The organism is Acinetobacter sp. WCHAc060006 (assembly GCF_004209135.1).
GTDB lineage: Bacteria > Pseudomonadota > Gammaproteobacteria > Pseudomonadales > Moraxellaceae > Acinetobacter > Acinetobacter cumulans.
The window spans coordinates 23,264-41,079 of record NZ_SGSS01000018.1 but is presented as its reverse complement, the minus strand read 5'-3'; the positions used below and the strand labels follow the sequence as shown (position 1 = coordinate 41,079).

Here is a 17,816-nt window from a genome sequence, read left to right as displayed (position 1 = left end):
GCCATGTTGCTTGATCTTTTCAGGCATTTCTGTATACCTTTAAATTCTGCCGTTATTAATATGTTTTGGATTCAACAGTGACCAAAAAACTCGAAACTCTTCAATCTTCTCTTTCCACACCCACTGCTAACCAAAACGAAGTGCCAGAAGCTAAAAAAATAATCAGTGTTTTTGATCAACCAGAGATTCAAACTACCTTGAGCAAAACTCAGCTTCAATTTGAACAACTGACTTATTTAACTGACCTCAAAAAAATTCCAACATCGACCAAACGCTTAAAACCCTTAAATAATTTTTTAGGTCAAGATCGTGCCCGTGCTTCAGTAGAAGCAGGAATTGCATTGCCTTATTCTGGCTATAATATTTTTGCTGTAGGTACGGCTGGTCTAGGCAAACGCACCATGATTAAGCGCTTGCTCCAACAGCACGCTAAAACGATGCCTACGCCAAATGACTGGGTCTATGTCAATAACTTTCAGGTACAACGCCAACCTTTGGCATTAAAACTACCTGCAGGTCAAGCACCTAAGTTTCAAACACAATTACATCAAACGTGGCAGACCATTTTAAAGCAACTTGAACGTCGCTTTACCGCTGAAACATATCACAACAATATCGAACTGATTCGTCAACGGACTGGTGATGAACAGAATTTAGCCTTATTTGAGCTAACCAAAGAAGGTGAAGATCTCGACCTTAAACTCATCACTCAAAATGATGAACATCACTTTGTCCCAATGCATTTTAAAGACAATAAAATGCAAGAAATGTCTAAAGAAGAGATTCATGCGCTCAGTAGCCAACAACGTGCGGAAATCTCTGCCAATATTCGCTACATGGACAAAAAGCTGGATCGCCTTGGCCTACATTTAGGCGATCTAGAAGATGATGCTCGCGATAAAGTTCAGCATTTAAATCGTGATATTGCCAAGCAAGTGGTCATGCCTCGTATTGAATCAATGCTCAATAAATTTAAAGAAGTTGAAGGCCTTGCCCAATATCTAAAACTGTATGCAGAAGACATTATCGAAAATGTAGAAATCGTTTTAGAACAAGAAGAAGACGATTTCCGACCAGGAATTTTTAACCGTGTGCCAGCGCGCTACCAAGCCAATATTGTGGTTACGCATAAAGCTAATGCGGGTGCACCTGTCATTTTTGAAGATTTCCCAACCCATTACAATTTATTGGGTCATGTCGAGCAACTGACTCAAAATGGCACCATCACAACAGACTTTACCTTAATTCGACCAGGTGCTTTACATAAAGCCAATGGTGGTTTTTTAATGCTTGAAGCTGAGCAATTACTTGAACAGCCTTATGCATGGCAAGGATTAAAACGCGCGCTTAAATCGGGTCAACTCAAGCTGTCTTCTCTGGAGCACATGCTCACCCTCACAGGTAGCATTTCGATTGAGCCCGCTGCCATTCCGCTCAACATTAAAGTCATTTTACTGGCTGAGCCTGAAATTTATTATGAAATTTTAGAGCTTGAACCAGAGCTTGGTAGCGTATTTAAAATTCGTGCGGACTTTACCGACACGCTACAGCGTAATGATGACAATGAACATGCTTATATGCAGTTAATTGCAGACTATGTACAGTCGGACAAACTACTTCCATTTGATCGTTCCGCACTATCTGCACTCTTAACAGATTCAAGTCGCCAAGCCGAAGACCAAAGTTCACTGTCTTTACATGCACTGACTTTGGGTGACTTAATTCGCGAAGCACACCACCATGCAGTACAAGCCAATGACAGCATGGTCACAGAACAGCACATTAATACGGCGCTCGACCATCGTAAATATCGACTTGGCTATTTACGCGAGTTGTATTGGCAAGACTTAACCCGTGGTACGCAATTGATTGAAACGCGTGGCCACCGTTTAGGACAAATTAATGCTCTTTCGGTCATTCAATATGCCGATGTCGAATTTGGTCTACCCTCACGCTTAACCGCTTCAGTTTATCAAGGTGGTGGCGATATCCTAGATATTGAACGCAGTGTTGAACTGGGTGGCTCATTGCATGCCAAAGGTGTTTTGCTCATGTCGAGCTTCCTCAAAGCTCACTTTGGTCGCGAACAAACACTCCACTTCTCAGCTGCCTTAGCTTTTGAGCAAAGCTATGGTCAAGTTGATGGAGACAGCGCTACCGTAGCGGAACTCTCTGCCTTAATTTCTGCGATTAGCCAGCTCCCAATTGATCAATCTTGGGCAATTACAGGCTCTATGAACCAATTGGGTCAAGTACAACCCATCGGTGGTGTCAATGCCAAAATTGAAGGTTTCTATGATGCATGTAAATTACAAGGTTTAACGGGCCAGCAAGGCGTCATTATTCCTCGTCAAAATATGCAACACTTAATGCTCCGTAAAGATGTAATTGAAGCCGTGCAAAATGGTCAATTCCATATTCATGCCATCGACAATATTGCACAAGCCTTAGAAATCCTCATGGCGCGTCCTGTCGGTACGCTCGATAAAAAAGGCCGTTATAGCAAAAATTCGATTTTTGCTGCTGTTATGGAACAACTTGAATACTGGCAAGCAATAGAAGATGGCGCAGCTTTTGAGGAAGAAGAAGACAGCAAAAAAAAGAAAAAAAAGAAGAAAGACAAAAAAAAGAAAAAGGCTGAACTCAAAGCGCAACAACAAGCAGATGCTGAAGTGACTTCTTCGACGGATGCAAATGCATCTACTGAAGAAAAATAATCATCTAGCAGACACAAAAAAAGCGCCGTTTATCGGCGCTTTTTTACTTACTCTGAATTAAGCTTCAGGAGCTGGGCTGAATTCTTCAACTAAAGTTTTTAATTCGCCTTTTTGGAACATGTCCAACATAATGTCGCTACCACCGATCAACTCACCGTTGATCCATAATTGCGGGAAAGTTGGCCAGTTTGCAATGATTGGCAAAGTTGCACGAATATCTGGGTTTTCCAAGATATTTACATAAGCAAATGGACGGCCAATTTGACTGAGCGCTTCAACAGCACGTGCAGAAAAACCACACTGTGGGAATTGTGGTGTGCCTTTCATGTAAAGTAAAACAGCATGTTTAGCAATTTGGTCGCGAATTAACGCTTCTGTATCACGAGCTTGTTCAGTCATTGATATATCCTCAATAAATCTGCATCGCATTATACCCAAAACTCAACAAAACAGTATGACTAAAGTAATATTTCCAATTTTATTTACAATCGGGCTTTAAATCATGGGTATATTTTGCTTATATAGAACACCTTGATACTTTCATTTATAAAGTAGCAAAAGTAAATTTTCAATCCTCCGAACAGATAAGAGTTAGTCATGAACAACATTACCCTTGCGCCTGTGCAAACTGATCAACCCTCTCACTTGATGCCTGTATTTGGCCGTCAAAAGATCAGCTTTGTCCGAGGCCGAGGTTCTTATCTTTATACTGAAGATGGTACAGAATACTTCGACGCACTCACAGGTATTGCTGTGTGTGGTTTAGGTCATTCACACCCAGCAGTAACAGAAGCTATTGCAGAACAAGCTGCAACGTTAATTCATACCAGCAATATTTTTGAAGTGCCTTGGCAAACGGCAGCAGCGCAAAAGCTTGCTGAAGTTGCTGGCATGGAAGAAGTTTTCTTCTCAAATAGTGGTGCAGAATCAAACGAAGGCGCAATTAAAATTGCACGTAAATTTGCACACTTACAAGGGATTAGCACACCAAAAATTATTGTTGCAGATCATTCTTTCCATGGTCGTACACTTGCAACACTGTCTGCAACAGGCAACAAAAAAGTACAAGATGGTTTTGCACCACTGGTAGAAGGCTTTATTCGTGTGCCTTTTGGTGATATTGAAGCGATTGAAGAAGCAGCCATTAATCACCCAGACATCGTAGCTATTTTAGTTGAACCGATTCAAGGTGAAGGTGGTGTAAATACTGCACCTCAAGGTTTTAGCTATTTAGAAGAGATCCGTCGCATTTGTAACCAACACAACTGGTTGATGATGTTAGACGAAGTACAAACTGGTAATGGCCGTACAGGCAAATACTTTGCTTACCAACACACCAATATTGTGCCTGACGTATTGACCACTGCCAAAGGTTTAGGCAACGGCTTCCCTATTGGTGCAGTAATGACTCAAGGTCGTGGTGTAGGCGTATTAACTGCAGGTAACCACGGTTCAACATACAGTGGTACACTTTTGGGCTCACGTGTGGTTTACACTGTTATTGAAACCATTCAAAAAGAAAACTTGGTTGCTAATGCTGCTGAAAAAGGTGCTTACATCGTTCAACAATTGACTGAAAAGCTTCAAGATCAGCAAGTCACAGTACGCGGCTTTGGCTTAATGATTGGTATTGAATTACCTAAAGCTTGCGCTGATTTAGTGGATATCGCCCGTGATGAATACCATTTGATTTTAAATGTCACTGCAGGCTCTGTAATTCGTTTGCTCCCTGCATTAAATATCACACAAGAACAAGCTGATCTTTTAGTTGATCGTATTGTTCGTATGGTAAAAGCATATTTAGCTTAAACTTAATGCCATATAAAAAGCCGCTTATTGCGGCTTTTTATATACTTAAAAAGTCTAAGATAATAGTTTAAAAGTCTCATGAAACTTCTTTATAGACTCGACCACCTGAAAGTAGAGAGAAATATTGCTTCAAAATTTCAAGGCTTCGTTGCACTTTAGTGGATTGTTGTTCAGATTTTGGCATGACCGCATATAGAGTGAATGTTGGTAATTTCCACTCTGGTAAAACTTCAACTAAATTGCCATTCATTAAATCTTTTTGCACATCTAAATACAACATACGTGCTATTCCATGGCCCTGCATGCACATATTTTTTGCAATAAGCGTGTTATTGGTTGAATAACGCGATGCAATATCTAATACGATAGTTTCGGCACTCACTGCATGCTGAAATGCAAAACTATGATTGTGTTTTGCCAGATTCGTCATAATCACATCATGTCGAGTTAAATCTTCAGGGCGTGAAATAAATGAATGCTGATGAATATAACTTGGTGAGGCCACCAAAATTTGATCTACACGCGCAAGCGCTACAGATTGTACATTTGGATCTTCTATTCTATGGCCTATTCGTAGCGCAATATCAATGCGACTTTCTTTTAGATCGGCAAATTGATAATCGGCATCAATATGAATATTTAAACCATTATGCGTAGACATCCATTGTGACAATGCTGGAATAATATGATTGGCACACATTTCAGGTGTCGAAACAATGCGTAAATCACCAACCAAATCATCGCGTAATTCATTAATTCTAATTTTGCCACGCTCAGCTGCCGACAACATGTCTTGGCAACTATGAAAAAAAGCCTGTCCAGCTTCTGTGAGGCTTAATTTTCGTGTAGAACGATGCAACAATACAACTTCCATATCCTGTTCTAAAGAACGGATTTGTTGACTGACAGCACTGGTGGTAATACCCAGTTCTCGTGCCGCGCCGCTAAATGAGTTTTTTTCTACTACACAAGCAAAAACACCCATACCCCGAAGTTGATCTAACATGAAGTTCCCTCATAAAACTTTGAGCTGTTTTTGCAATATTAAAAACAACTCATTGTATTATACGAAGAAATTTATGATTTGCATTATCTATTTAATTATTTGGTAAAATTGAAATTGGATTGATAGGTTTCCCGTCTAAACGAACCTGAAACTCCAACATTGTTCGAGATGTACCAGAAGAACCCATCTCTGCAATTTTTTGACCAGCTGTTACATTTTGTCCACTTTTCACTAAAATTTTACTGTTGTGGGCGTATGCAGTGATATAACCACTTACATGCTTGATCAAGACCAAATTACCATATTCTTTTAAACCATCAGCAGCATAAACCACTTGGCCATCAGCAGCAGCCACAATTGGATCACCAACATTCCCTGAATAACGTGTGCCTTTGACATTATTTGCTAAATTAAAGCTTTCAAGTACAGGGCCTGTTGCAGGACGTACCCAACGCAATGAACTTGACGTGACTGGTGTGCTTGGAGCAGTCACGGGTGCTACAGGTGTACGCACAGTCTGTGATGGTGTCGTTGGTGTATTTTGTGGCAATGCAATCGATTGACGCTGAATTGGTGCAGCCTGCGTTACTGCTTGCGTAGAAGCCGCACGACGAGATGACGAATTTTTTAGGCGTAGTGATTGGCCCACATAAATACGATACGGCGCTGCAATATCATTCATCTCTGCAACACTGATATAACTCAAACCATAACGGGCAGCAATTCCACTTAAAGTGTCACCTGAACGCACTGTATAAAAATCTGGAGCAGCAACATAACGAGCTGAATTATTCACCTGAGGTTTTGACGCACAACCACTCAATACCAAGGCAGAAGCAGTGGCCGCAGCAAGTACAAAAGTTTTGAATATAGTAGCTGGGGCTGTAGAGGCAACTTTTGAAAACACCAGGGACATTATTTTCCTCTCTAACAAAAATGAAGCGAATGGTGTGAATGCGCTAAGATTAGCAAAAAACAACTGCAAATAAGCTTCACAGTTGTGTTTTTCACAAAGTTATAACACTTGTTACTGTTTTTGGCTAAATTGTGTGTGTAAGTCCATCAAAATATCGTAATTTGTCGCATCCATTTGAATTGGCGTAATACTGACAAAGCCATTGGCAACGGCAAAGAAGTCCGATTCAATACCAAATACCCCTTTTTTAGGCTCTGCAACAGCTTCGCCTGATAAACCGATCCAAAATACTTGACGGCCACGTGGGTCGACTTGTGTGGTAATTGGCTTAGATTGGCGACGACGACCTTGATAAGTGACTTGTGCACCTTTTAATTCAGCCACATCTGGAATATTAATATTAAAGATGTGTCGTGATGGCAATGCTGGTAAACCGCCTGCAATAAAGTCATGTACCCACTGCGCTGCTTGTGCGAAATCTTGTGGGTCGTTATAACCGCGTACATTTGGCCCTGCCAATGACACGGCAATTGCAGGTTGTGCCATTAAGCGTCCTTCAAATGCCGCCCCTACTGTACCTGAATACAGCACATCGTCCCCTAAATTTGCCCCGCAGTTAATACCACTGACCACCAAGTCAAATTCAAAATCGAATAGTCCATTCATAGACAAATACACACAATCTGCAGGTGTACCATTTACAGCCCACATATCTGGTGCAATTTGAATGGGACGTAATGGGCGATCTAAAGTTAAGGCACTAGAAAAACCACTACGTTCTGCTTCGGGAGCAACAATCACCACACGACCTAAAGGTCTTAAGGCATGAGCTAAAGCTTGGATCCCTGGTGCAAATACACCATCATCATTGGCGATTAAAATATTCACTGAAAAAACCTGTTACCGTTTAAAAATGACCGTTCAGAACATTTGATTGATATATATAGAGAATTATATATATTAAAATTCCGACATCCATCAAAAATGTGTGAATTAAAAAATGATTACAACTTTATCATTTCGTCGCTTACTGGGGTTAAGCTTGGCTGCTGTATTGTCTCAAGCAGTTATTGCTGATGAAGGACTAACGCCTGCTGAAGCCAACACAATTATTAAGGAAGATATCGCATCAACTCAAGTAATGGCGGAAGTTTGCCCTGCAATTATTGGTAAAAATGCCAAATTTGACAGCAACATTCAAAGCTTAATCAAAAGCTATTTAGCAGACTACTCAGAAAAGTCGATGACTTATGAAAAGCTACAAGCAGATGCTGAATATAAATCTTTCTTAGCAGAGTCTCGTACTGCAGCGAAAGAATCTTCTAAAGAAGAGCAAAAATCTGTATGTGATGACGTTTTAAATTACGAAGAAGAATAATGCGTTAAATATTCTCATTCCAATCACCTCATCAGATCAGTAGGTTTGAAGATATAAACCGTCTAAAACTTAGGCGGTTTATATTATACAGTCATTCATTATTCCTTCATGGTTTCAACACCTTCAATACAAAAGCTAGCTGATATTTACCTAAATTCGTTTTAAGCTACAATTCATTCTAGTTATACAACTTTTAAAATTAGGTTTTTTAAATGAAATATCCTCTGCTAAAAACTTTGACTGCTCTTACACTCTCTGCATTTACTCTTCATGTTTATGCTGAAAATGTCGATGTCACACCAAGCGACACTCAAGTAACTCAGCAAGAATTAGCAGCAATGTATGTCCTATCTGATATTTGCCCTTCACTGATTGAAGCAAAAGCACAAGGCAAATTTGAACAAGGTTATGCCAAACTTTTAAAAGAGAATATGCCACAGGTCAAAAATCCAGTTCAAAGCTTAAAAGCCCTATCACAAGAGCCAAAATTTGCACCAATTTTGCAAGAAGCCCAAGCAGATGCAAAAAAAGCAGGTGATGCGAAAAACTTAGAAATTTGCCAAGAATTGACGACATACGCAAATTAAGCTCACTTCGTTACAATACTTTTAAAATAAGCCTTTCTCACCCGTAGAAGTCAGCCTAGCTTTGTCCTAAAATGCTAGGCTCTTGCGCTTATAACAAGTTATTGGAACCACTTAGAATGACCCGAAAAACCGCCCTTGCCGCATTAGTTCTTGCACCTTCTTTTTCATTTGCGGCAACAGTCCTATCTGCACCCCCAGAATTGAATAATAAATCTTATGTGCTGATGGACTATGAGACTGGGCAAATCCTTGCTGCAAAAAATGAAAACGAAAAATTAGCACCTGCTTCAATGACAAAAATGATGACCAGTTACATCATTGAACAAAAGTTATTGAGTGGCGAGCTAACTGAAAATGAAAAAGTGCGCATGAATGAATCTGCATGGTGCCGTGGTACTAGCGCAGAATCTTGTATGTATGTGCCATTAAATGGAACAGCAACAGCACTTGAAATGCTTCGCGGTATTATTATCCAATCGGGTAATGATGCATCTAAAGCAATGGCTGAACACATTGCAGGCAATGAAGGCACTTTCGTTCACATGATGAACCAAGAGTCTAAACGTATTGGCATGAGCAATACGCACTTCATTAATGCCACAGGTATGCCAGCAGAAGGTCACTATTCAACTGCAAAAGACATGGCTACGCTTGCACAACACATTATTCATGACAGCTCTAAGTACTATCCAATCTATTCTGAAAAAGAATTTACTTTCAACGGTATTAAGCAAGGTAACCGTAATGCCTTACTTTATACTGACCCAAGTGTGGATGGTTTAAAAACAGGTCATACAGATGAAGCAGGTTACTGCCTAACAACGTCTGCAAAACGTGGTCCTTTACGTTTAATTTCAGTGATTTTTGGTGCACCAAGCATGAACGAACGTGCGTCACAAACACGTGAAATTTTAGCTTGGGGTTATGCAAATTTTGAAACGGTTAAAGTTCAGCCTGCAAAACAAGTCTTAGCAAAAGCGAAGGTTTGGTATGGTAAAGACAGCGAAGTACAAATTGGCTTACCAGAAAACTTTAATGTAACGATGCCTAAAGGCGAAGCAAACGCGATCAAAACGCAATTGGTGGTACAACCAAAATTGACTGCGCCTTTAAAACAAGGTCAAGTTGTAGGTAAATACGTTGCAACTTTAAATGGTAAAGTAATTGCTGAAAAACCATTGGTGGCATTAAATGCCGTTGAAGAAGCTGGCTTCTTTGCAAAAATGATTGATCACATCAAACAATTCTTTGCTAACTTATTCTAAAATTTTCGAAAGCTGATTTTTTCAGCTTAGACCAAAGCATCCATACCTCGGTTTGGGTGCTTTTTTATTTTATACTCTAAGGAATATTTATTATTTGCGACGGACCGTTATGAACAAAAATATCCGCCCCTATTTACACCATCATCCAAAAATTGACGCTACATGCTATATTGATGAAATGTCAGTGGTGATTGGTGAAGTTCAACTGGCGGAAAATGTCTCAGTTTGGCCTTTTGCCGTGATCCGTGGCGATGTCAATCACATTCATATTGGCAAAAATTCTAATGTGCAAGATCATGCCATGCTCCATGTCAGCCATAAAAAAGCCGATAAGCCTGAAGGCTCTCCACTTATTATCGGTGAAGATGTCACGATTGGTCATCATGTCAAATTACATGGTTGTACCATTGGTAACCGTGTATTGGTTGGCATCAGTAGCATTATTTTAGATGATGCCATTATTGAAGATGATGTAATGATTGGTGCAGGCTCGCTAGTACCACCTCGTAAACGCTTAGAAAGTGGCTATTTATATGTAGGAAGTCCTGTACAAAAAGTCCGTCCACTCACGGATAAAGAAAAAGAGTTTTTACCCTATTCAGCACGGCATTATGTAAAGGTTGCGAATAATTATCTAGAGCAAAGTTAAGCTAAAAATATAAAAAGCGCGGCATAACGCGCTTTTTATTATCATCAATAATTAATCAATTCATCCTTATGCGAACGCTTCAAACCTTATAAGCAAAGGCTAGCTGCCTTCTTGTAACTTCGCGCTTTTTTGAATTTTTATAGAAGCCATACTATGTACCACCATACCTAAGCCAATTAAAAATACGCCGAATAGTGCAAGCTTCGATGGTAAACCCATATTTAAAAAAATCATTTCGCCCAATAAAGTAAATAGCAACTCACCAGCTTGAGTGGCTTCAACCATCGCCAATTGATTTGGCTGGGTATGCACCAAATTGGTTGCTGAGAAAAACAATAAAGTCGCAATTACCCCAGAAAATAAAGCCACTAAAAATGCGTATGAAACCTGACTACTTGAAGGCAATCCATGATCGAGCAAGCCAAACACGGCAATCACCGCCCAAAACGGTAAACTTGCCAACGTCATATTGAGTACCCGCTCAGGTGTTTCTACTTTGCCTTGACACACTTGCATCATTTTTCGATTGCCTAATGGGTACATAAAGGCTGCAAATACCACTGGAATAAAGCCTGCTAAAGCCAATGTCCAACTGATACTGCTCATTTGATCCCACAAAATCAGAATCACCCCTAAAATAATCACACTCGACCACTTTAGCTCTTTCCAAGGCAGTTTCGACCATACACTACCCTGAGCCTGAGATGCACCTGCGCCCAAAAACGGCACCAATAAAGATCCCGCAATAATGGTCGTTTGCCAACTTCCAGCAATCAGCCAACCTGGAGAATAAATACTTGCAAAGGTTAATGGCGCGTAAAACAGTCCAAAGCCAACCGTGCTCCAGAGTAAATATTGTTTAAAATTCTCTTTTAAATGTTGCAAGCTGGACGCTAACTTGCCACGAACAGCAACAATCAAAAGTAGCATTGGCACCATCCAAAAGAAGCGTAACGAAGAGCTCCACATCCAGCTTCCGCCCTCTATTTCCATCGCCCGATTAAAAATAAAGGCCGTAGAAAAAAAACAGGATGCTAATAATCCATAAATAATCGCGCGCACATTACCACCTGCTATTTAAAATTTTTAAATCAATCTTCAGCAATAAAAAGCTTGTGCGTTATAATGCACAAGAATTTCATTGTACGTTATAACGCACAATATAAATAGGTGATGAAATGTCCATATTGCTAAAGCATATTGCTAGTCAACTCAAAAAACTTCGTACAGAAAAAGGTTGGAGTTTGGATCAAACCGCAAAAGAGACGGGTATTAGTAAGGCTATGCTGGGTCAAATTGAGCGTGAAGAATCTAATCCGACTGTGCAAACGCTTTGGAAGATTGCCCTAGGGTTTCACAGCTCTTTAAGTGCCTTCTTACCTGCAGAACAGCAAAATCCAGCCGTGCTTAAGCATCAAGACGAAGCGCTCTCTGTTAAAGTCTTACAAGCATTTGATGCCACACTTGGATATGAAATTTTACACATTACTTTAAAAGCTAACTCATCGCATGATTCATCTATCCATGAAAAAGGTGTGATTGAAGATATTTTGCCTTTGAATGGCAGTATCACTATTCAGACTGAAGATCAGCACTATGTGGCCAATACTGGAGAAAGTATTCGTTTTCATGCAGATCAGGTACATCGCTACCTTAATCACAGTAATCACGACGTAATTTTTTATAATATTATTCATTATGCAAAATAAATGTGAGTGTTTGATCAGTCTGTTAAAATGCTGATCGGTTCAGGCAAAATTTCCAGTGAAACTCGGCATCTTTATCACCCTGTAAGCTTTAATGTTCAGTTCGACATAGCCACACACCCCAAAATTTTATACAATAGCGCATCCCTTACCATGGTGCTGTTATATGACCGCTTGGACTGCGCACGTTACCGTTGCAACTGTTGTTGAAAAAGACGGAAAATTCCTGTTTGTTGAAGAACATACCCAAGGCGTAACGCATACTGTGTTTAATCAGCCTGCAGGTCATGTCGAATGCGGTGAAACCATCATTCAAGCAGCCATACGCGAAACCATGGAAGAAACTGGCCATGCGGTAGACGTAGATGCGCTTTTAGGCATTTATACTTATACGCCTCCAATGTATCCAGACCGTACCTATTTCCGTTTCTGCTTTTTAGCGCATGTGCTGGAATATTTTCCAGAAGCAGAATTGGACACAGGCATTGTTGGTCCAAAATGGATGACATTAGAAGAACTGCTAGAAACAGCTCGTGCGCGTAGCCCGCTAGTTATTAAAGCAGTTCAAGATGCTTTGTCTGGTCAAAAATATCCTTTATCGCTCGTTTATGAGCACCAAAATTCTCCCCTCATTTCAAATTTGGATGCCTAATCCTATGCAACAACGTGTCATCGTCGGTATGTCTGGTGGTGTAGACTCATCTGTGTCTGCAGCGCTTCTTCTTCAGCAAGGCTATCAAGTTGAAGGCCTATTCATGAAAAACTGGGAAGAAGATGACGGCACGGAATACTGCACAGCAATGGACGACCTTGCTGATGCACAGGCTGTTTGCGATAAAATTGGTATTAAATTACACACAGCAAACTTTGCAATGGAATATTGGGACCGCGTGTTCGAACATTTCCTTGCAGAATATGCCGCTGGCCGTACCCCTAACCCAGATATTCTGTGCAACAAAGAAATTAAATTCCGTGCGTTTTTAGACCATGCTGTGAACCTTGGTGCAGACTTTATTGCCACTGGCCATTACTGCCGTAGAGGGGAAACACTTAAAAACTCACGTGGTGAAGAATATGCATCTTTACTTCGCGGTGTAGACAACAACAAAGACCAAACTTACTTTTTACATGCCGTTCATGGCCGTGAAATTAATAAAACTTTGTTCCCTGTCGGCGAGATTGAAAAACCGCAAGTTCGTAAAATTGCGGAAGAATTAGGCCTAGCCACTGCGAAGAAAAAAGACTCAACCGGCATCTGCTTTATTGGCGAACGACGTTTTAATGACTTCTTAAAACAATATTTACCAGCGCAGCCTGGAAAAATTGTGCTTGAAGATGGCAAAGAGGTTGGTGATCATCACGGCTTAATGTACTATACGCTCGGCCAGCGCGGTGGCATTGGTATTGGTGGTATGAAAGGCGTTGCAGAAGGCGCTTGGTTTGTACTGCATAAAGATATCGAAGGTAACCGTTTAGTGGTCGGCCAAGGCCATGAACACCCACTCATGCAAAGCACCATCTTATGGTCTGAAGCCATTGATTGGGTTGCAGGTGAGCAAGAGATTCCTGAAACAGGTTTCCGCTGTACTGCAAAAACACGCTACCGCCAAGGTGATCAGGCATGTACCTTGTACAAAGACCCAGACGCACCAAATGGCGTACGTGTAGAATTTGATGAAGCACAGCGCGCCGTGACGCCAGGTCAAAGCGTTGTATTCTATGCAGGTGAAGTTTGTTTAGGCGGTGGTGTGATTCATCATACCAATGCACCTAAACCAGATTTTATTCAATAAGGATTGTCTCGGCATGACAGAGTTACCGTTTCAACAGCCCCAGACTCTGAACACCCGTCAAAATCGCGCATTAGCGTTGGCAGGTGTTTTTCAAGCCACCCAGTTAACGCACATGACTGCGCTAACGGGTCGCCAGAGTATTGGTGAAAGCGGTAACTTCTATTTTGAACAATTGATTAAAGCCAGCTTAAATATTCGACCAAGTGGCCCATGCCAGTGTCAAACGTTAGCTTTCTTTAATCAATTGGCCGACATCTCCCTCGGTTTAAAAACCTTAGAAAACAGCATTAACCACCCATTTAATACGTCACCTAAATCCAGATTGCCAAAACTTGCCAATACTAAACTGCCAATGAACTACGCAATGGCACTGTTACAACTAGAAAAGAAAGTTTATAGCAATCCCAAATTTGTCGAAATTATTGAACAGTCCCAGCAAAAAATATTAAAACAGCTTTCATTTTTTGATAATAACTATTTACACCCCAGCATCATTGCCAACCTCGCGCAAACCTATGTCGAAACCGCCGGATCTATTAATCCCCGCATCATGGTTCGCGGCAATGCTGAAGCATTTAAAGACTCAAGCCATACCAACCGCATCCGCGCATCGCTGTTTACCGGCCTGCAAATGGCGCATTTGTGGCGTCAGCTCGGCGGCAGTTCTTGGGGCATGATTTTCAGCAAGCGCAAGCTGCTGCAGGATATTCAGGATCTTGCCCGTTTACAGTATCAAACCGTATGAATGATGCTGTATTCGGGCTTTTTTGTTTTACGTTTAATTCCAAAGTTTAAGGAATCGCTATGAACGCTTTAACCGCACTTTCTCCATTAGATGGACGCTACGCAAGCAAATGTGATGCTCTCCGTCCCTTCCTCTCTGAGTTTGGTTTAATCCACGCTCGTGTGACTGTTGAAGTGCGTTGGTTACAAGCGCTTGCAAACCGTCCTGAAATAACTGAAGTTCCAGCGTTCAGTGCTGAAACTAACGCTGCTCTTGATGCAATTGTTGCAAACTTCTCTGAAGACAATGCAAACCGCATTAAAGAAATCGAGCGTACAACCAACCACGACGTTAAAGCCGTTGAGTACTTCCTGAAAGAACAGATTGCTGACATCGCAGAACTTAAAAATGCAGGCGAATTCATTCACTTTGCATGTACTTCTGAAGACATCAACAACTTGTCTCATGCGTTAATGCTGAAAAACGGCCGTGCAGTACTGGTTGAATCTATGCAGCAAATCGTAGATGCGATTGCGGCTTTGGCTGAAACTCACGCTGAACAGCCTATGCTGTCTCGTACACACGGTCAAACTGCAAGCCCGACAACTTTGGGTAAAGAAATGGCAAACGTGGCTTACCGCCTTGCCCGCCAAATCAAACAATTCAACAATGTTGAACTTTTAGGTAAAATTAACGGCGCTGTAGGCAACTACAATGCGCACTACTCTGCTTACCCAGAAATTAACTGGCCTGCTCACTCGCAAGCATTTGTTGAATCACTAGGTTTAACATTCAACCCGTACACAACTCAAATTGAACCACACGACTACATCGCAGAAATGTTTGATGCACTTCGTCGTTTCAACACTGTGTTAATTGACTTTAACCGTGACGTTTGGGGCTACATCTCACTTGGTTTCTTCAAACAACGTTTGAAAGAAGGTGAAGTAGGTTCTTCAACTATGCCACATAAAGTTAACCCAATTGACTTCGAAAACTCTGAAGGTAACTTGGGTATTGCAAATGCAGTATTGGCTCACCTTGGCGAAAAACTTCCTATTTCTCGCTGGCAACGTGACTTAACTGACTCTACAGTTCTTCGTAACATGGGTGTTGGTTTGGCGCAAAGCTTAATCGCTTTTGAAGCTTGCTTAAAAGGTATTGGTAAACTTGAATTGAATGCTGCGCGTATTCTTGAAGATCTTGACCACGCTCAAGAAGTTCTTGCAGAACCAATTCAAACTGTAATGCGTCGTTACAACGTGGAAAAACCATACGAAAAACTAAAAGCCCTTACTCGCGGTCAAGCAATGACACGTGACATGATGGTTGATTTCGTCAACGGTAACGAACTTTCTGCAGTTCCTGCTGAAGATCGTGCGCGCCTTGCAGAAATGACTCCTGCAACTTACACAGGTAATGCAGCAGAACAAGCAAAACAAATCAAAGACTTAATTGCTAAAATCTAATTTAGCTTAAAGTAAAAAAGCGAAGCTCAGGCTTCGCTTTTTTTATTCAACATAGGCTTGCCGAAATAACCACTAAAAAGTGTCTTCTCCACTTAGGATGAAGAGCTTTGCGTTGCAAGGGATGTGGCTTTAAGCTCTTCCTTGCAAAACAGTGTTTCTCATCTTCTACAAGGAGAAAGAATTTTTATTCCCCAGGACAATACTTCGCCCAATCATCCTTCATACGTTGTAATTCACAACCAGTGAGTAGGTCGCTAAAGTAAATATAATACGTTGCATTTGGATACTGAATTTCATGGCGATACAACATACCACGCAAAGAGACAAACAACTCTTCTGGGAAAACACCATTTAACTGGTTTAGTTCTTCAAATTCATAGTTAAAATAGCAATTTTGTTGTGCAACAAATGCTTCTACAACCGCCATGCGCTGTCTCGAATCAATTTAAAATACAGTCGCTAAGTGTAACGGATTCAAGCGCTAAATTGCCAATTCGGCATACTCACTCAGGATGTCATCATCGCAATTGCTTCATCTAAGCTTAAAGTACGTCGCCCCTTTCACAAGAGAAAAGACTAAAACCTGTTTAACAAAATTCAATGCTAAAAACTCAGTTTCACATTAAACTCAAACCGTAAAATTTAGCTTCTCTTTTAACTTTTCACGAATAACAAAAACGATTGAAACAAAACTACAGCTTAAACATTGGCTCATGCTGAGCATTTTACTAATAGCTCTCATCATGGCGAGCATTGATCCCTTAGAGTTTGTACCTTACTTACTGCATCAGGTCGGCACAGTACTCATGCTTGGCTTACTGTTTTTATGCTTCTACAAAGTTGGCCTAAGCTTTTATAGCTTCGCACTCTACATCGGCTTTTTGCTCATTCACATTCTTGGCGCACATTATCTGTATTCTTATGTGCCTTATAGTGATTGGACGCAAACACTCTTTGGCTTCAAGCTCGATCAAACTATGGGTTGGTCACGTAATATGTATGATCGCTTGGTGCATTTGGCATACGGCTTATTGCTCTATCCGCTGTTTCTTCGCTTATTTCAGGTTTGGTTGCCCTCACTCAAACCATTTACGCTGTATGTATTGGTCATTCAATTTGTAATGGCTACCAGCCTGTTTTATGAATGGATTGAGTGGCTGATTGCAATCGGACTCTCTCCTGAAGAAGCAGAAAACTATAACGGCCAACAAGGCGACATGTGGGATGCGCATAAAGATATGTTGCTGGCAACACTGGGAGCAATGATCACTGGCGCTATGTGTTTAATCAAATCAAAATCTATTGAAGAAAGTTAAACAGATGTCCTCAGGCATTTAAGCTAAACATTTATGTAGTCCAATCAATTAAAATTGAATCTGACATGTGCGGATTCAATTTTCGGTCATAATATTTAAAGCAAACTTTTGCGTCCACTGGCATTTTTTGCAGCTCATCATCTATGCGTAAATGCCGTGTAAATTTTGCATGATTCACTAAAATTTCAACCCGCTCAAAAGGCTGTCTTTTGTTTTTATTGCCACTGCTCATATAACGCTGATAAGCCACAACTGTGCCACAAGCTTCAGAGCGAATATCGGTCTGCTGTGATGAATAATAAATATAGCCTGCCAGCAACGTCGCTGCTGGGCCAAACAACAACACATACTGTTTTAAGGTCTGAGTTTCCACGCTACGAAAATGTAGCAGATACAGCCAAGGCCAAACTATGAAGCAAATGACGCCAGCTAAAATAAACAGCAGTGTCATCATGTGTGCAATTTCCTCAACCCGCAATAA

General features: G+C 40.9%; 19 protein-coding genes. 12 read left to right on the top strand and 7 right to left on the bottom strand.

Annotated features, from left to right (window positions below):
- Positions 1-77: 77 nt before the first annotated feature.
- The gene (locus EXE29_RS11450) at positions 78-2,717 is read left to right on the top strand and encodes a Lon protease family protein (protein WP_120364311.1); all 2,640 of its coding nucleotides are present in this window, start codon (positions 78-80) and stop codon (positions 2,715-2,717) included.
- 57 nt (positions 2,718-2,774) lie between these two features.
- Here the strand turns inward: EXE29_RS11450 and grxD are convergent, their stop codons facing one another.
- On the bottom strand, positions 2,775-3,116 hold the full coding sequence (grxD, locus tag EXE29_RS11445; RefSeq protein WP_106984711.1) for a Grx4 family monothiol glutaredoxin: 342 nt from the start codon (positions 3,114-3,116) through the stop codon (positions 2,775-2,777).
- Between the two features lie 198 nt (positions 3,117-3,314).
- Here grxD and EXE29_RS11440 point away from each other — a divergent pair, with 198 nt between their 5' ends.
- Positions 3,315-4,526 (top strand): aspartate aminotransferase family protein, encoded by a 1,212-nt coding sequence (locus EXE29_RS11440; protein ID WP_120364312.1) that lies wholly within the window; start codon positions 3,315-3,317, stop codon positions 4,524-4,526.
- A 76-nt stretch (positions 4,527-4,602) separates the two neighbouring features.
- Here EXE29_RS11440 and EXE29_RS11435 read toward each other — a convergent pair whose 3' ends face one another.
- From EXE29_RS11435 to surE, 3 genes are all read right to left on the bottom strand, one after another.
- Positions 4,603-5,532 (bottom strand): LysR family transcriptional regulator, encoded by a 930-nt coding sequence (locus EXE29_RS11435; RefSeq protein WP_106984709.1) that lies wholly within the window; start codon positions 5,530-5,532, stop codon positions 4,603-4,605.
- A 91-nt stretch (positions 5,533-5,623) separates the two neighbouring features.
- A complete protein-coding gene (locus tag EXE29_RS11430; protein ID WP_106984708.1) occupies positions 5,624-6,448 on the bottom strand; it encodes a peptidoglycan DD-metalloendopeptidase family protein in 825 nt (274 codons plus the stop codon).
- Between the two features lie 111 nt (positions 6,449-6,559).
- On the bottom strand, positions 6,560-7,336 hold the full coding sequence (surE, locus tag EXE29_RS11425; protein WP_106984707.1) for a 5'/3'-nucleotidase SurE: 777 nt from the start codon (positions 7,334-7,336) through the stop codon (positions 6,560-6,562).
- Between the two features lie 112 nt (positions 7,337-7,448).
- Here surE and EXE29_RS11420 point away from each other — a divergent pair, with 112 nt between their 5' ends.
- The 4 genes from EXE29_RS11420 (at position 7,449) to EXE29_RS11405 (ending at position 10,327) form a co-directional block, all read left to right on the top strand.
- Positions 7,449-7,826 carry an MCR_0457 family protein gene (locus EXE29_RS11420; protein ID WP_117007249.1) on the top strand — a complete coding sequence of 126 codons (378 nt, stop codon included), beginning with the start codon at positions 7,449-7,451 and terminating at the stop codon, positions 7,824-7,826.
- Positions 7,827-8,038: 212 nt separating this feature from the next.
- Complete coding sequence (locus EXE29_RS11415; protein ID WP_106984705.1) at positions 8,039-8,413, top strand: MCR_0457 family protein; 375 nt, start codon at positions 8,039-8,041, stop codon at positions 8,411-8,413.
- Between the two features lie 116 nt (positions 8,414-8,529).
- Positions 8,530-9,678, top strand: coding sequence for a D-alanyl-D-alanine carboxypeptidase PBP5/6 (dacC, locus tag EXE29_RS11410; RefSeq protein ID WP_106984704.1), 1,149 nt, complete (start codon positions 8,530-8,532; stop codon positions 9,676-9,678).
- Positions 9,679-9,787: 109 nt separating this feature from the next.
- Positions 9,788-10,327, top strand: coding sequence for a gamma carbonic anhydrase family protein (locus EXE29_RS11405; protein WP_120364313.1), 540 nt, complete (start codon positions 9,788-9,790; stop codon positions 10,325-10,327).
- A gap of 99 nt (positions 10,328-10,426) precedes the next feature.
- Here EXE29_RS11405 and EXE29_RS11400 read toward each other — a convergent pair whose 3' ends face one another.
- On the bottom strand, positions 10,427-11,389 hold the full coding sequence (locus EXE29_RS11400) for a DMT family transporter (protein WP_120364314.1): 963 nt from the start codon (positions 11,387-11,389) through the stop codon (positions 10,427-10,429).
- Between the two features lie 116 nt (positions 11,390-11,505).
- Between EXE29_RS11400 and EXE29_RS11395 the strand changes: the two genes are divergently transcribed.
- From EXE29_RS11395 to purB, 5 genes are all read left to right on the top strand, one after another.
- Complete coding sequence (locus tag EXE29_RS11395) at positions 11,506-12,036, top strand: helix-turn-helix domain-containing protein (RefSeq protein ID WP_106984700.1); 531 nt, start codon at positions 11,506-11,508, stop codon at positions 12,034-12,036.
- Between the two features lie 163 nt (positions 12,037-12,199).
- Complete coding sequence (locus tag EXE29_RS11390; protein WP_106984699.1) at positions 12,200-12,685, top strand: NUDIX hydrolase; 486 nt, start codon at positions 12,200-12,202, stop codon at positions 12,683-12,685.
- Between the two features lie 4 nt (positions 12,686-12,689).
- The gene (mnmA, locus tag EXE29_RS11385; protein ID WP_106984747.1) at positions 12,690-13,826 is read left to right on the top strand and encodes a tRNA 2-thiouridine(34) synthase MnmA; all 1,137 of its coding nucleotides are present in this window, start codon (positions 12,690-12,692) and stop codon (positions 13,824-13,826) included.
- 13 nt (positions 13,827-13,839) lie between these two features.
- Complete coding sequence (gene hflD, locus EXE29_RS11380; RefSeq protein WP_117007253.1) at positions 13,840-14,571, top strand: high frequency lysogenization protein HflD; 732 nt, start codon at positions 13,840-13,842, stop codon at positions 14,569-14,571.
- A 59-nt stretch (positions 14,572-14,630) separates the two neighbouring features.
- Entirely contained in the window at positions 14,631-16,019 is a 1,389-nt protein-coding gene (purB, locus tag EXE29_RS11375; protein ID WP_106984697.1) for an adenylosuccinate lyase, read from the top strand.
- A 184-nt stretch (positions 16,020-16,203) separates the two neighbouring features.
- Here the strand turns inward: purB and EXE29_RS11370 are convergent, their stop codons facing one another.
- Entirely contained in the window at positions 16,204-16,446 is a 243-nt protein-coding gene (locus tag EXE29_RS11370; RefSeq protein WP_120364315.1) for a hypothetical protein, read from the bottom strand.
- A 286-nt stretch (positions 16,447-16,732) separates the two neighbouring features.
- Between EXE29_RS11370 and EXE29_RS11365 the strand changes: the two genes are divergently transcribed.
- A complete protein-coding gene (locus tag EXE29_RS11365; RefSeq protein ID WP_120364316.1) occupies positions 16,733-17,335 on the top strand; it encodes a DUF2238 domain-containing protein in 603 nt (200 codons plus the stop codon).
- A gap of 31 nt (positions 17,336-17,366) precedes the next feature.
- On the opposite strand, the gene EXE29_RS11360 is transcribed toward EXE29_RS11365, so the two are convergent.
- Positions 17,367-17,789 (bottom strand): hypothetical protein, encoded by a 423-nt coding sequence (locus EXE29_RS11360; RefSeq protein ID WP_117007254.1) that lies wholly within the window; start codon positions 17,787-17,789, stop codon positions 17,367-17,369.
- Between the last annotated feature and the right edge of the window lie 27 nt (positions 17,790-17,816).

Excerpts from the sequence above, each read along its gene's own strand:
- purB (WP_106984697.1), top strand. The coding sequence starts at position 14,631 with ATGAACGCTTTAACCGCACTTTCTCCATTAGATGGACGCTACGCAAGC.
- EXE29_RS11420 (WP_117007249.1), top strand. The coding sequence starts at position 7,449 with ATGATTACAACTTTATCATTTCGTCGCTTACTGGGGTTAAGCTTGGCT.
- EXE29_RS11390 (WP_106984699.1), top strand. The coding sequence starts at position 12,200 with ATGACCGCTTGGACTGCGCACGTTACCGTTGCAACTGTTGTTGAAAAA.
- EXE29_RS11405 (WP_120364313.1), top strand. The coding sequence starts at position 9,788 with ATGAACAAAAATATCCGCCCCTATTTACACCATCATCCAAAAATTGAC.
- hflD (WP_117007253.1), top strand. The coding sequence starts at position 13,840 with ATGACAGAGTTACCGTTTCAACAGCCCCAGACTCTGAACACCCGTCAA.
- EXE29_RS11435 (WP_106984709.1), bottom strand. The coding sequence starts at position 5,532 with ATGTTAGATCAACTTCGGGGTATGGGTGTTTTTGCTTGTGTAGTAGAA.
- grxD (WP_106984711.1), bottom strand. The coding sequence starts at position 3,116 with ATGACTGAACAAGCTCGTGATACAGAAGCGTTAATTCGCGACCAAATT.
- dacC (WP_106984704.1), top strand. The coding sequence starts at position 8,530 with ATGACCCGAAAAACCGCCCTTGCCGCATTAGTTCTTGCACCTTCTTTT.
- EXE29_RS11360 (WP_117007254.1), bottom strand. The coding sequence starts at position 17,789 with ATGATGACACTGCTGTTTATTTTAGCTGGCGTCATTTGCTTCATAGTT.
- EXE29_RS11365 (WP_120364316.1), top strand. The coding sequence starts at position 16,733 with ATGCTGAGCATTTTACTAATAGCTCTCATCATGGCGAGCATTGATCCC.
- mnmA (WP_106984747.1), top strand. The coding sequence starts at position 12,690 with ATGCAACAACGTGTCATCGTCGGTATGTCTGGTGGTGTAGACTCATCT.
- EXE29_RS11430 (WP_106984708.1), bottom strand. The coding sequence starts at position 6,448 with ATGTCCCTGGTGTTTTCAAAAGTTGCCTCTACAGCCCCAGCTACTATA.
- EXE29_RS11370 (WP_120364315.1), bottom strand. The coding sequence starts at position 16,446 with ATGGCGGTTGTAGAAGCATTTGTTGCACAACAAAATTGCTATTTTAAC.
- EXE29_RS11440 (WP_120364312.1), top strand. The coding sequence starts at position 3,315 with ATGAACAACATTACCCTTGCGCCTGTGCAAACTGATCAACCCTCTCAC.
- EXE29_RS11415 (WP_106984705.1), top strand. The coding sequence starts at position 8,039 with ATGAAATATCCTCTGCTAAAAACTTTGACTGCTCTTACACTCTCTGCA.
- EXE29_RS11395 (WP_106984700.1), top strand. The coding sequence starts at position 11,506 with ATGTCCATATTGCTAAAGCATATTGCTAGTCAACTCAAAAAACTTCGT.